This is a genomic window from Lysobacterales bacterium (assembly GCA_016721845.1).
Taxonomy (GTDB): domain Bacteria; phylum Pseudomonadota; class Gammaproteobacteria; order Xanthomonadales; family Ahniellaceae; genus JADKHK01.
This window is the reverse complement of sequence record JADKHK010000003.1, coordinates 37,000-49,260: the sequence shown is the minus strand read 5'-3', so window position 1 is coordinate 49,260 and position 12,261 is coordinate 37,000. Positions and strand designations below refer to the sequence as shown.

Annotated in this window: 13 protein-coding genes; 5 read left to right on the top strand and 8 right to left on the bottom strand. The window is 67.7% G+C overall.

Going from position 1 to position 12,261, the window contains the following annotated elements; all coding sequences use genetic code 11:
• Window positions 1-2: 2 nt before the first annotated feature.
• Complete coding sequence (gene tsaD / locus IPP28_00545) at window positions 3-1,016, bottom strand: tRNA (adenosine(37)-N6)-threonylcarbamoyltransferase complex transferase subunit TsaD (protein ID MBL0039549.1); 1,014 nt, start codon at window positions 1,014-1,016, stop codon at window positions 3-5.
• A 64-nt stretch (window positions 1,017-1,080) separates the two neighbouring features.
• On the opposite strand from tsaD, the gene IPP28_00540 reads away from it, so the two are divergent.
• Window positions 1,081-1,743: an SDR family oxidoreductase gene (locus IPP28_00540; protein ID MBL0039548.1), complete on the top strand. Its 663-nt coding sequence runs from the start codon at window positions 1,081-1,083 to the stop codon at window positions 1,741-1,743.
• Here the strand turns inward: IPP28_00540 and IPP28_00535 are convergent, their stop codons facing one another.
• The 3 genes from IPP28_00535 to IPP28_00525 are packed head-to-tail and all read right to left on the bottom strand — an operon-like array spanning window position 1,744 to window position 4,668.
• Window positions 1,744-2,436 (bottom strand): DnaA regulatory inactivator Hda, encoded by a 693-nt coding sequence (locus IPP28_00535; protein ID MBL0039547.1) that lies wholly within the window; start codon window positions 2,434-2,436, stop codon window positions 1,744-1,746.
• Window positions 2,433-3,596 carry an AI-2E family transporter gene (locus tag IPP28_00530; GenBank protein MBL0039546.1) on the bottom strand — a complete coding sequence of 388 codons (1,164 nt, stop codon included), beginning with the start codon at window positions 3,594-3,596 and terminating at the stop codon, window positions 2,433-2,435. The genes IPP28_00535 and IPP28_00530 overlap by 4 nt, the downstream gene beginning before the upstream one ends.
• 46 nt (window positions 3,597-3,642) lie before the next feature.
• Complete coding sequence (locus tag IPP28_00525) at window positions 3,643-4,668, bottom strand: DUF2066 domain-containing protein (protein ID MBL0039545.1); 1,026 nt, start codon at window positions 4,666-4,668, stop codon at window positions 3,643-3,645.
• Between the two features lie 57 nt (window positions 4,669-4,725).
• Between IPP28_00525 and IPP28_00520 the strand changes: the two genes are divergently transcribed.
• Entirely contained in the window at window positions 4,726-5,265 is a 540-nt protein-coding gene (locus IPP28_00520; GenBank protein ID MBL0039544.1) for a TlpA family protein disulfide reductase, read from the top strand.
• A 52-nt stretch (window positions 5,266-5,317) separates the two neighbouring features.
• Entirely contained in the window at window positions 5,318-5,761 is a 444-nt protein-coding gene (locus IPP28_00515; protein MBL0039543.1) for an ATP-binding protein, read from the top strand.
• Between the two features lie 11 nt (window positions 5,762-5,772).
• Here the strand turns inward: IPP28_00515 and IPP28_00510 are convergent, their stop codons facing one another.
• The 4 genes from IPP28_00510 to IPP28_00495 form a co-directional block, all read right to left on the bottom strand.
• Window positions 5,773-7,704: a TonB-dependent receptor gene (locus IPP28_00510; protein ID MBL0039542.1), complete on the bottom strand. Its 1,932-nt coding sequence runs from the start codon at window positions 7,702-7,704 to the stop codon at window positions 5,773-5,775.
• 127 nt (window positions 7,705-7,831) lie between these two features.
• The gene (gene purD, locus IPP28_00505; protein ID MBL0039541.1) at window positions 7,832-9,112 is read right to left on the bottom strand and encodes a phosphoribosylamine--glycine ligase; all 1,281 of its coding nucleotides are present in this window, start codon (window positions 9,110-9,112) and stop codon (window positions 7,832-7,834) included.
• A 15-nt stretch (window positions 9,113-9,127) separates the two neighbouring features.
• Window positions 9,128-10,702: a bifunctional phosphoribosylaminoimidazolecarboxamide formyltransferase/IMP cyclohydrolase gene (gene purH, locus IPP28_00500; GenBank protein ID MBL0039540.1), complete on the bottom strand. Its 1,575-nt coding sequence runs from the start codon at window positions 10,700-10,702 to the stop codon at window positions 9,128-9,130.
• Between the two features lie 64 nt (window positions 10,703-10,766).
• Complete coding sequence (locus tag IPP28_00495; GenBank protein ID MBL0039539.1) at window positions 10,767-11,045, bottom strand: DNA-binding protein; 279 nt, start codon at window positions 11,043-11,045, stop codon at window positions 10,767-10,769.
• A 175-nt stretch (window positions 11,046-11,220) separates the two neighbouring features.
• Here IPP28_00495 and IPP28_00490 point away from each other — a divergent pair, with 175 nt between their 5' ends.
• Entirely contained in the window at window positions 11,221-11,826 is a 606-nt protein-coding gene (locus tag IPP28_00490) for a DUF4126 domain-containing protein (GenBank protein MBL0039538.1), read from the top strand.
• Entirely contained in the window at window positions 11,826-12,254 is a 429-nt protein-coding gene (locus IPP28_00485; protein MBL0039537.1) for a CopD family protein, read from the top strand. The genes IPP28_00490 and IPP28_00485 overlap by 1 nt, the downstream gene beginning before the upstream one ends.
• Window positions 12,255-12,261 lie beyond the last annotated feature (7 nt).

Sequence of the window (12,261 nt, the reverse complement as noted above, 5' to 3'; positions counted from 1 at the left end):
GCTCACACCTTCAGCAATTCTTCCAGCGGCCAGCGCGGACGTACCGAAATGCTCGCGTCCTGATGCTGCCCGGCAGCCAGGCGCATCGCACCGGCGAACGCGATCATCGCGCCGTTGTCGGTGCAGAATTCGGGACGCGGAAACGCGACCTGAAAGCCGTCGCGCTCGCCGGCCTCGCGCAGCAACGCGCGCAGGCGCAGGTTCGCGCCGACGCCACCGGCCACGATGAGCGCACGGGCGTTGCTGTGTTCGATGGCCCGGCGGCACTTGATCGCGAGGGTCGCGACCACCGCCTCCTCGAAGCCGCGCGCGATGTCGGCGCGGGTCTGGTCGGTCCGGTCGGATTTCTCCCAGGCCAGCAGCACCTGAGTCTTCAGTCCGGAAAAGCTGAAGTCGAGGCCGGGACGGTCGCACATCGGGCGCGAAAAGGTGTAGCGACCGGGCATGCCCGAACCGGCCAGCGCGGCCAGTTCCGGGCCGCCCGGATAGGGCAGGCCCATCATCTTCGCGGTCTTGTCGAAGGCTTCGCCAGCGGCATCGTCGAGGGTGTCGCCAAGCAACAGGTAATCGCCGATCGCGTTCACTTCGATCAACTGCGTGTGGCCACCCGACACCAACAGCGCGACGAAGGGGGGCTGCGGCGCACCGGGTTCCATCAGCGGCGCAAGCAGATGCCCTTCCATGTGATGCACGCCGATCGCCGGCAGATCCAGCGACCAGGCCAGCGCGCGCGCGGTCGCGGCCCCGACCAGCAGCGCACCGGCGAGGCCGGGGCCGCTGGTGTAGGCGACGCCATCGAGATCGCGCACGCTCAGTTCGGCCGACGCGAGCGTTTCGCGCAGCAGCGGCAGCAGCTTGCGGACATGGTCGCGCGAGGCCAGTTCCGGCACCACGCCGCCATAGGCCTGGTGCAGATCGATCTGGCTGTAGACGGTGTGCGCGCGCAGACCCGCGGCCGTGTCGTAGACGGCGACGCCGGTTTCGTCGCAGGAGGATTCGATGCCGAGCACACGCATGAGGGCGCGGAGTGTAGCGGTTCGCGCGACAATGCCCGGTATTCCCCTCGTGAAGGAGCGCAACATGGCCCTGGTTCTCATCACCGGTGCGTCTGGTGGCATCGGTTTCGAATTCGTCAAGCAGTTCGCTGCGCGCGGCGATCAGGTCATTGCTGCCGTGCGCCAATGGCCACAGGGCCAGTCGCACGCCGGCTTCGAGGTCATCGAAGGCGCCGACGTGCGCGATGGCGCCGGCCGCCATCGCATCGTGCAGGCCATCGGCACGCGACGGCTCGATGTCGTCGTCCACAATGCCGGCGTGCTCGCCAACGATGCGCTCGGATCGATCAATCCGGAATCGCTGGACGCGCAGATGGCCGTGAATGCGTTCGCGCCGATCCTGCTGACCCAGGACCTGCATGCGCAACTCGCGAAACCGTGCAAGCTCGCCTTCATCACCAGCCGCATGGGTTCGGTCGCCGACAACGGCTCGGGCGGCTACTACGGCTATCGGATGAGCAAGGCGGCGCTGAATGCGGGTGCGAAGTCGCTGGCCATCGACCTCGCGCCGCAGGGCGCGGCGGTCGCGATCCTGCATCCGGGCTTCGTGCGCACGCGCATGACCGGCGGCAACGGACAACTGGAACCGGCCGAATCGGCACGCTTGCTGATTGCCCGCATCGACGCGCTGGACGCCGCGAACAGCGGCACGTTCTGGCACGCCAACGGCGACGTGCTGCCGTGGTGATCAGGCGTCCGCGTCGCGGATGACGTCGCGCACCAGTTGCACGGTCAGGCGGCGCTTGCGTGCCAGGGTCTCGCGGTCGAGGCGGTCGAGCAGGTCGAGCAAGGCACCGAGATCACGCGGATAACGACGGAACAGGAAATCGAGCACGTCATCACCGACCTCCATGCCGCGCGCCGCACCGCGGGCGTGGATGACGCGACGGCGGGCGTCGTCGCCGAGCGGCTGCAGGCCGAGCACGCCAAGGCTGGCGAGGCGCGAGGCGAGGTCGGGCAGTTCGATGCCGAGTCGCGGCACGGCGGTCGGGGCCGTGATCAGCAGGGCGCCGCCGGCGTCGCAGGTGCGGTTGAACAGGTCGAACAAGCCGACTTCGGCGGCCCGGCGCCCGGCGATCGCGTCGACGTCGTCGATCACCACCAGGGCGCGCGCCGAGGTGGCCGCCATTGCCGCCTCGACCTGGGTGCCGAGTTCGGCCAGCGGCAGCAAGGCGGCGTCCGGCGTCGCAGCGACGACGGCCATCGCCAGATGGGTCTTGCCGGTGCCGCTGGCGCCGGTCAGCAGGAGGCCGGGGGGCGTCGGTGCTTCGGCGAGCGCGCGCAGCGCGGCGACGACCGCTTCATTGCCATCGGCAGCGTAGCGGTCGAAGCGCGCGCCTTGCGGAAAGCGCAAGGCCAGGGGCAATTGCCGATGGGTCACGCCGGGGGGTCCAGTGGCGTTGCCGATTGCTCGGATACCGGCGGCGTCGCTGGCGCCTCGATCGGAACCAGTGCGGCGCCGGCCGCATCGCTCGGCGCACGCTCGGCACCATAGATGTCGCTGGCGAGATAGCGCTCGCGCGTGTGCCGCAGCCCGACCAGGATCACCGCCGCCACCGGCAGCGCCAGCAGCACGCCGAAGAATCCGAACAGCTGTCCGCCCGCCAGCACCGCAAAGATCACCGCGACCGGATGCAGGCCAATGCTCTCGCCAACCAGTTTGGGGGTCAGGAAGAAACTCTCGATGACCTGCCCGATCGAGAACACGGCGATCACCAGTGCCACGTTCATCCAGATATCGCCGCCGGTCACGATCGCCGACACCAGCCCACCGCCGATGCCGACGACCGGACCGAGGTAAGGCACGAAGCTGCACAGTCCAGCGATGATGCCGATCAGCATGCCGAACTTCAGGCCGCCCAGCGACAGCCCAATCGCGTAGATCGCGGCAAGCGCGACCACCACGCTGGTCTGACCACGCAGGAAGCTGCCGAGGACCAGATCGGACTCGCGCGCGAGTTGCGTCACGGTCGGCTCCAGCGGACGCGGAATCAGCGCGCGCACGCGGCCGATCATCTGTGTCCAGTCGCGCATCAGGTAGAAGGTGATCAACGGGATCAGCAGCAGGTTCGCGACCCAGGCCATCACCGCCGCGCCCGAGGTGGTCAATCCGCCCAGAAGCTTCGGCATGAAGCGGCCGATGTCGTCGAGATGCGTGCGCAAGCTGGCGAAGGCACGACCGGGATCGAGTGCGGTCAGGGTGAAGTTGAATTCGCCCTTCAGCCACGGTGCCGCGACGCGGTCATACCAGTCGTGCAGGGCATCGATGTAGCCGGGCACGCTGCGTGCCTGATCGATCAGCGCCGGGATGATGATCGCCAGCAGCAGCGCGACCGCAAGCGTCATCAGCAGGAACACGATCGCCACCGCGCTGCCGCGCGACATGCGCTTCGCGGCGAGCCGTTCCACCAGCGGATTGCCGAGGTAGGCGAACAGCGCCGACAGCGCGAAGGGCGTCAGCACCGGCGCGAGGAAATACAGCAACAGGCCGATCGCCGCAGCGATGAGCAACCAGGACCAGACCCGGCGATCGTCAATCATGGCGTGCTCCGTTCACGTGTCACACGGGCCGTGCGGCATCGTCGCATCAATGCACCAGGCGCAGGCGCGGCGAGGTATCCGACCCGGCATCGAGCAACTCGACCCGGCCGTCGATGGCCAGCAGCTGGCGCAAGCGGCGCTCGCCGACCGCGAGATCGAGATGCATCTGCAAGCCATCGCCTTCGGCGCGCAGCACGCGCAGGTCGCGCACGAACTCGAGCCTCCCGAGGTAACCGGCCACGGTGGCGTAGTCCTGCGGCGTGCGCACGCCCTCGATCCACCAGTCGACGCCGCCGATCGAGCTGCCTTGCGGTTCCACCGCGTAGCGTCGAGCCAGACGATCGGTGGCACCGTCGATCGCGGCGACCAGCAGCGCATTCGACTGCGGATCGCTTTGCTCCCATTCCTCGTAGCTGCGGCCATCGATCAGGGTGCAACGCGCCTGCCACGGTGTGCCGCGGCTGAGCCGGATCACCAACATGGTCTGCACGCCATAGCGTTGCCCGGCGGCGAGGATGGTTTGCGGCGGTGCGCCCCAGAGCGTCACCGGATTGATGCGATTCTGGTCGACACCGTCCATGCGCGGCAGCAGGATCGGCAGCCCGCGCTGCTGCGCCCGCAGCGTCATCTCACTCAATGCCGCGATCTGGTTCGCGTTCGCGATCTGCTTCTGGTTGCCGTCGTCGATGCCCAGCCACACCAGCACCGGTGGCCGGTCGTCGTGCCAGACCGGGCGGCCAAGCGCCGCCAGGCGATCATGCACCGCGCCCGGGTCGAAGTTCGCCACCAGCACGCGCGTGCCGTCTGCCTGCGTGCGTGCAGCGACCGTCAACGCGATACGGCGGGCGTCGCCGAGCACGGCGGCGAGTCCGGCGTCGGCGGCGATGCTGCGATCACCCGAGACTTTCATCAGCACCTGCACCAGCGCGGCGCGCAGGGCGCCGTCGTCCTGCACGTCCTGGCCGGCCGCCAGCACCGATTCGCCCTCGTAAATCGGCATTTGCAGCGCCGGCACGCCACCGCTCGCGCCCACCAGCAGGATCAGCAACAGCAAGGACAGGCGTGCACGCATCGGCGATGTTTCCCGGCAAAGCCGCGATGATACTGGCGACGCAGGTAGACTGGGCGGATGTCGATTCGTCCTCTTCTGCTCGTCCTGTCCGCCGCGTTCGCCGCTGCGATCGCCGGCTTCCTGCTCGCTCGCCAGTTGCGCACCGCGGTGGTCGTGCCCGATCCCGAGGTGCCGATCGCCGGCGTGGCCGCGATCGGTGACCGCCGCCCGGATCTGACCTTGCCCGACCTGAGGGGTGCGGCGGTGTCGTTGTCGCGTTTCGACGGCAAGCCGGTGTTGCTGAATTTCTGGGCCAGCTGGTGCCCGCCCTGTGTCGCCGAAATGCCGGTGCTCGATGCATTCGCGCGCGAACATCCTGATTGGCATGTGGTCGGGATCGCGGTCGAGCCCGTCGATGCGGCCCGCGACTATCTCGCTGAAGCGCCGGTGTCCTACCCGATCCTGATCGGCCACGATGACAGCCCGGACGAGTCCCTGCAGTTCGGCAACAGCCGTGGCGTGCTGCCGTACACGGTACTGATCGGCGCCGATGGCCGCATCCTCAAGCGCCATGCGGGCGCCTTCGAACGCAGCGAGCTGGACGCCTGGGTGCGCTGACGTAGTTGCGTTTCCCGTCCGGCTTGGCGAGCATCCCCGGCGCGAGGTGCCGGTGGACGATTCGGTTGACAGCGCGGAGCTGGGTCTGCGGGTGCGCGAGTTCGAACTGGCGCGCGAGCTGCCCTCGGTCGCACTGCTGAATGGCACCCTGGACCGATGGCTGCCGGCATGCGGCGTGCCCGAGCCGGTGTTGCGCGCCTTGCAGGTCTGTTGCGACGAGATTCTGGCCAACGCGGTCCACCATGCCGGCGCGGTGCGTGAACCGATCTTCGTGCGCGTTGCACTGCAGCCGGACCGGGTGCAGGCGCAATTCGCCTATCGCGCGTTCGCCTTCAGGCCGGATCGCCAGGAGCGCCCGAATACGCATACCCCGATCTCGCTGCGCGATATCGGGGGGCTGGGCATCCACCTGATCAAGTCACTGACCGACCATTTCGAGTACCACTACCGCGACGGGCATCACTGCCTGCAGTTCGAGAAGCGCCATCTGCCTTGACCGGCCCCGCGTCAGTGCGCTTGCCAGGTCATCTGCACGCCGAACGAGCGTTCCGGTGCCAGCGCCGACAGCGCGTCCGCGGTTGCGAAATAGCGCTCGTCGAACAGGTTCTGCGCGTAGAGGCCGATCCCCAGACCGCCGCCGAGGTCGTAGCTGAGCTCGGCGTCGACGAGGTCGACTGCACCACGCGCCACTTCCTCGAAGCCGGGTCGGTCGAGCTTCCAGCGGTGCATGTAGCGGGCGCCGATCGTCCAGGCGGCGTTGACGTGGTACTTGGCTTCAAGCTCGGTCGTGACCGGCGGGCTGCCGAACAGCGGCTGGCCGGTGCGTTCGTCACGGCTGCGGACGACGGCCACGCTGCCGCGCAACCCGAGGTCGTCGATCGGGTTCCAGCCGAGCATGGCCTCGGCGCCCCACAGTCGGGCGGCGCTGACGTTTTCGAAGCCGTTGATGCCCGGCGCGACTGCAGTGAGCTGGATCAGCTCGTCGACATCGGTGCGCCACAGATGGGCCTCGCCATGCCACTCGCCGCGGCTCCAGGCATGGCCGAGATCGACACCGAGCGAACGTTCCGAACCGAGATCCGGATTGCCGACGACGTCGCCCTGCGCGGTGACGCCGCTGAAGAAACGTTCCTCCAGCGTCGCGAAGCGATAGCCGCTGGCGATGTTGAGGCTGAAACGGTGTGTGTCGCCCGGTGTCCAGACCGCACCTGCGGTCAGGCCGGTATCGCCGTCGTCGCGATGCGCGCCGGCTTGCGTCTGGTCGATGGTGGAGTGGCGCGCACCGAATTCCAGCGCGACGTCCGCTGCGACGGCCCAGTCGCTGATCGCGAACAGCGACCAGCCCTGTTCGCTCGCATCGCGCAGGGTATAGCGACGGTTGCCCAGCGTGCCGCTGGCATCGAAGGCATCGACATCGCGCCGGCCCAGATATTCGAGACCGACGTTGTGCACGACATCGCCGGTGTCGATGGTCTGCTGCACGGTCGCGCCGAGATCGAGGCTCTGCACGTCGGCGAAGGTGTCGGCGACACCGGGGCGCCGGTTCCAGGTCCGCAGGTCCTGGGCGTGGCCCTGGACACTGGCCTCGAAGCCGTTGGCATGACGTACGCGCAGGCGCCCGACGGTATGGTCGTCGTGGGGATAGATCGTGTCGCGCGCCGGAAAGCGGCTGTTCGACTTGCCGATGTCCTCGCTGCGCGAAGGCGACAGCATCGCGTCGAATTCGAGATCGTCGCGCTGGGTGCGGAACTGCACGACCGCGCTCGCACGCTCGAATCGCGTATGCAGCGGCGTGCCATCGGGGGCTTGCGTGTCGTTCGCCCGGTGATGCGCGGCGCCGAGCGAAAAGGTGTCGCTGCCGAACCCTGCTGCGACGACGGACTCGTCGCCACCGGTTGCGTAGCTCGCGCTCGCGTACGGCAGCGCGAACCAGCGGGGTTCGATCGAGACCGCGCCGCCGAGCGCGCCCGGGCCATAGTGCACGACCGCTGGACCACGCGTGACCGCGACGGCACCGAGCAATGCGGGTTCGACGAATGACACCGGCACGCCGGCGCGACGTTGCGAGGTCAGGGGCATGCCCGCGAACAGGATGCCGATGTTGTTCGCACCGCTGCCACGGATCGAGAAGGTCTCGAAGATGCCGTTCTGGCCGGTCGAACCGACGCCCGGCATGCGCGTGATCAGGTCCTGGAGATCGGATGGTCGTGCGATCGCATCCTCGACCTGCACGATCTCCGTCGCCAGCGCGTCCGGCACATCCGCAGCAGTGCCTTTCGCGGAAACCACCACTTGCTCGGTGCGATGCGCGGCGGTGTCGTCGTGCGCCTGATCGACGGGGTCCGCGTCCGCGTCGGCCGCGAATGCGGTCGGCGCTGCGCACAGCGCGAGCGAAATGGCGGCGGCGAGCGCCGTGCGTAAGGTCAATGAGTCGGCCACGATGGCACTCCGTTCCCACCGTGCCAGCGACGGTTGACCGGTGAGTCTAAGAGAGCCCTCCGCCGCAAGACCTCCGTCCAGGGGCGGAGGTTGTCAGTGGGTGATGCCAGCGCCGGGACCGCGCCGATCAACTGCGCCCGATCGCACGATGCGCGATGTCGCGGCGCCAGTGCGCCCCGTCGATGCGGAGTTGGTCGATTTCGGCGTAGGCCTTGGCCCGCGCGTCGACGATGTCGCTGCCGAGGGCGCAGACGGTGAGCACGCGGCCGCCGGCGGTGACGACGTTCGCGCCGTCGAGTTTCGTGCCGGCATGGAAGATCTTGGTGTCCGGCGCGTGGGTGGCGTCGAGGCCGCGGATCACGTCGCCATTGCGCACCGTGGCCGGATAACCGTGTGCGGCCAACACGACGCCGATCGCCGGGCGTGGGTCCCAGGTGGCCGTCACTTCATGCAGTCGGCCATCGAGTGCGGCTTCGAGCAGATCGACGAGGTCGGACTGCAGGCGCAGCAGGATCGGCTGCGTCTCGGGATCACCGAAGCGCACGTTGAACTCGAGCACCTTGATCTCGTTGCGCGCGTTGATCATGAGCCCGGCGTACAGGAATCCGATGAAGGGCCGGCCGTCCTGGCGCATGCCGGCCAGGGTCGGCAGGATCACCGTGTCCATGACGCGTTGGTGGATCTCCGGCGTGACCACCGGCGCCGGCGAATAGGCGCCCATGCCGCCGGTGTTCGGACCGAGGTCGCCGTCGAACGCGCGCTTGTGGTCCTGGCTGGTCGCCATCGCCAACGCGTGCTCACCGTCGCACATGGCGATGAAACTGGCTTCCTCGCCCTCCAGAAATTCCTCGACGACGACGCGCGCACCGGCGTCGCCGAGACGCTGGCCGCCGAGCATGTCGCGCAGCGCCTGTTCGGCATCGCCGAGCGTGAGCGCGACCACGACGCCCTTGCCGGCCGCGAGCCCGTCGGCCTTGATCACGATCGGCGCGCCTTCGCGGCGCACGTAGGCGAGCGCCGGTTCGAGCGCGGTGAACACCTGATACTTCGCGGTCGGAATCCGGTGGCGCGCGAGAAAATCCTTGGCGTAGGCTTTCGAGCCTTCGAGCTGGGCCGCAGCGGCGCGCGGGCCGAAGATGCGCAGCCCGGCATCGCGGAAGCGATCGACGACGCCGAGTACCAGCGGCACTTCCGGACCAACGACGGTCAGATCGATGTGCTCGCGCTGCGCCAGTGCCAGCAGACCCTCGATGTCATCGACCCGCACGTCGGCATTGCGCAGGCCGTGGTCACGCGCGGTGCCGGCATTGCCGGGCGCGACAATCACCTCCGAGACGCGGATCGACTGCTTCAATCGCCAGGCCAGCGCGTGTTCGCGCCCGCCGGAACCGATCACCAGAATCTTCATGAACCCTCGCCTCGCTCAGTGACGGAAATGGCGAATGCCGGTGAAGACCATGGCCAGGCCGTGGTCGTTCGCAGCGGCGATCACCTCGGCATCGCGCATCGATCCGCCGGGCTGTATCACGGCGCAGATGCCGGCCTGCGCGGCGGCATCGATGCCGTCCCGGAAAGGGAAGAACGCATCCGACGCCATCACCGAACCCGGCACGACCAGGCCGGCCTCCTCGGCTTTCAGGCCGGCGATCTTCGCGCTGACGACGCGGCTCATCTGGCCGGCGCCGACCCCGATGGTGCGGCGGTCCTTCGCGTACACGATGGCGTTCGATTTCACGTACTTGGCGACCCGCCACGCGAACAACAGATCGTTCAATTCCGATTCGCTCGGCGCGCGCGCGCTCACGACCTTCAGTTCATCGCGGGTGACTTCGCGAATGTCGGCGGTCTGCATCAGCAGGCCCGAGCCGACGCGCTTCACGTCGATGTTGTTCTTTCCGGCGCCGTGCGGGATGCGCAGCACGCGCACGTTGGCCTTTTTCGTGCAGTAGGCGAGTGCTGCGTCGTCGTAATCGGGCGCGATCAGCACCTCGACGAACTGGCGGTCGAGGATGGTCTTCGCGGTCGCGCCATCGAGCGTCGTGTTGAACGCGAGGATGCCGCCGAAGGCCGACGTCGGATCGGTGGCGTATGCGGCCTCGTAGGTATCGGCGCAGCTCGCACCCACGGCGACACCACAGGGATTGGCGTGCTTGACGATCACGCAGGCCGGTTGCTCGAACTGGCGCACGCACTCCCAGGCCGCGTCCGCATCGGCAATGTTGTTGTAGCTCAGTTCCTTGCCCTGCAATTGGGTGAAGGTCGCGAGCGTGCCCGGAACCGGCCAAAGGTCTCGGTAGAACGCCGCCTGCTGGTGCGGATTCTCGCCGTAGCGCAAGTCCATCACCTTGACGAAGTTGCCGTTGCTCTGGCCCGAGAACAGCGCGAGCGAGCCGTCGTCCTGCACGGCGGACAAATAGTTGCTGATGAAGGCGTCGTACTGCGCGACGCGGTTGAACGCGGCGACCGCGAGCGCGAAACGCGTCTTCGCGGACAGCGCGCCGTTGTTCGCATCGAGTTCGGCCAGCAACCCGGCGTATTGCGAAGGATCGGTCGCAACCGCGACATGGGCGAAGTTCTTGGCTGCGGCACGCAACATGGCCGGGCCGCCGATGTCGATGTTCTCGACGATGTCGGCGAACGTGCTGTCCGGGTCCATCGACACGCGTTCGAACGGATACAGATTCAATACCAGCAAGTCGATCGGCGCGATGCCGTGCTCGGCCATGACCGCATCGTCCAGGCCGCGGCGCCCGAGCAGGCCGCCATGCACCCTCGGGTGCAGCGTCTTGACGCGGCCGTCCATGATCTCGGGGAAGCCGGTGAGGTCGGACACGTCATTGACCGGCAGGCCGGCGTCCCGGATCGCTTTCGCGGTGCCGCCGGTTGAGAGCAACTCGATGCCGCGTGCGGCCAGTGCGCGGGCGAGGTCGATCAAACCCGTCTTGTCGGAGACGGACAGCAGCGCGCGGCGCACGGCCACGGTCGTTGACGCGGTCATGGGGACTTTCCGGTGCCTTGGGAGGCGCGCAGTATAAGGCCGGGTCGGCGCGCGCCGGTCTGGCTTATCCGAGGCGGTGCTCGGCCATCTTCTTGCGCAGCGTCGCGCGGGTGATGCCCAGCAGTTCCGCGGCACGCGTCAGGTTGCCGTCGGTGTGGCGCAACGTCTCGCGCAGCATCGGCGCTTCGACATCGGCGAGCACCAGGCGATACAGGTCCTGGGCGCAGTCCTTGCCCGAATGCGCGAGGTAACGGCGCACCGCGCGCGCCACGCACTCGCTCAACGCCGGAGCGGACTCGGGTGTTGTGGCCGTTTCGACACGCAGGGGCTGGAACGCATTCATCGTGCTGCTTCTTGTTGTTGGTTCTTGTGCGCCGCAAGCATGCGAGTGCAAACGGGGGTGGGGAGTCTAGCGATGCGATCCACGAACGCAAGCGGGTTTTTTCGCATCCGGAAAATCAATCGGCCGCGTGCTGTTGTTGCCGCGCGTTCGAACATCGAAGGCTATACTGCGGAACATGATCGATATTTCGACGCACCCCGCTGCACCATTCGCGTTGGGCATCGTGCTGGCCTGGCTGGCCGGCGTACGTGTGTACCTCACGATTTTCGGGGTCGGGCTCGCCGGCTATCTCGGCTGGATGGATTTGCCGGAGTCGATCGCATTGGCGAAGTCGCCGGTGGTGCTGGGTGTCTGCGGCGCACTCGCGCTCGTCGAGTTCCTGACCGACAAGCTGCCCGGCGTCGATTCCGTTTGGGATCTCGTGCACACCCTGGTCCGAATCCCCGCGGGCGCGTTTCTCGGCGGCATCGCGCTGCCCACCGATGGCGGCGAGGCCAGCGTCACCGGCATGGTTCTCGGCGGCACCGTTGCGGCTTTGAGTCATGGCTTGAAAAGCGGCACGCGGGCGTTGATCAACACGTCGCCCGAACCGGCCAGCAACTGGACCGCCTCGATCGCCGAGGACGGGCTCGTGTTGGCCGCCCTGGCACTCGCCGTTGCGCATCCGCTGTGGGCGCTGGCGCTGCTGGTGGTCGCGACGATCGCATTCATCGTCAGCATCGTGCTGCTGTATCGCCTGGCACGGCATGTTGCGCGCCGGGTGCGGGCTGCGGTCGCCTGATGCTCTGGCTCAAGGCCTTCCACATCATCTTCGTGGTGACCTGGTTCGCCGGGCTGTTCTACCTGCCGCGACTGTTCGTGTACCACGTCGATGTGGCCGACCAGGCGTCCCACGACCGCTTCGTGGTGATGGAGCGACGCCTGCTCGGCATCACCCATCTCGGCGCTGCGCTCGCGATCGTTTTCGGCGTCGCCCTGCTGGTCGGGTGGCTGTCGCTGGCGCCGGAGTATCTCAGGCAGGGTTGGCTACACGCGAAGCTGACGCTGGTCATGGTGCTGATCGCTTACCACGCCAGCATGGCCATGTTCGTGCGCCGCTTCCGCGAGCGTCGCAATAGCCGCAGCGGGCGCTGGTTCCGCATCTACAACGAAGTGCCGGCACTGCTGCTGATCGGCATCGTGATCCTCGTGGTGGTTCGGCCGTTCTGAGCGTGGA

Excerpts from the sequence above, each read along its gene's own strand:
- IPP28_00540 (MBL0039548.1), top strand. The coding sequence starts at position 1,081 with ATGGCCCTGGTTCTCATCACCGGTGCGTCTGGTGGCATCGGTTTCGAA.
- IPP28_00525 (MBL0039545.1), bottom strand. The coding sequence starts at position 4,668 with ATGCGTGCACGCCTGTCCTTGCTGTTGCTGATCCTGCTGGTGGGCGCG.
- IPP28_00495 (MBL0039539.1), bottom strand. The coding sequence starts at position 11,045 with ATGAATGCGTTCCAGCCCCTGCGTGTCGAAACGGCCACAACACCCGAG.
- purH (MBL0039540.1), bottom strand. The coding sequence starts at position 10,702 with ATGACCGCGTCAACGACCGTGGCCGTGCGCCGCGCGCTGCTGTCCGTC.
- IPP28_00490 (MBL0039538.1), top strand. The coding sequence starts at position 11,221 with ATGATCGATATTTCGACGCACCCCGCTGCACCATTCGCGTTGGGCATC.
- purD (MBL0039541.1), bottom strand. The coding sequence starts at position 9,112 with ATGAAGATTCTGGTGATCGGTTCCGGCGGGCGCGAACACGCGCTGGCC.
- IPP28_00520 (MBL0039544.1), top strand. The coding sequence starts at position 4,726 with ATGTCGATTCGTCCTCTTCTGCTCGTCCTGTCCGCCGCGTTCGCCGCT.
- IPP28_00485 (MBL0039537.1), top strand. The coding sequence starts at position 11,826 with ATGCTCTGGCTCAAGGCCTTCCACATCATCTTCGTGGTGACCTGGTTC.
- tsaD (MBL0039549.1), bottom strand. The coding sequence starts at position 1,016 with ATGCGTGTGCTCGGCATCGAATCCTCCTGCGACGAAACCGGCGTCGCC.
- IPP28_00530 (MBL0039546.1), bottom strand. The coding sequence starts at position 3,596 with ATGATTGACGATCGCCGGGTCTGGTCCTGGTTGCTCATCGCTGCGGCG.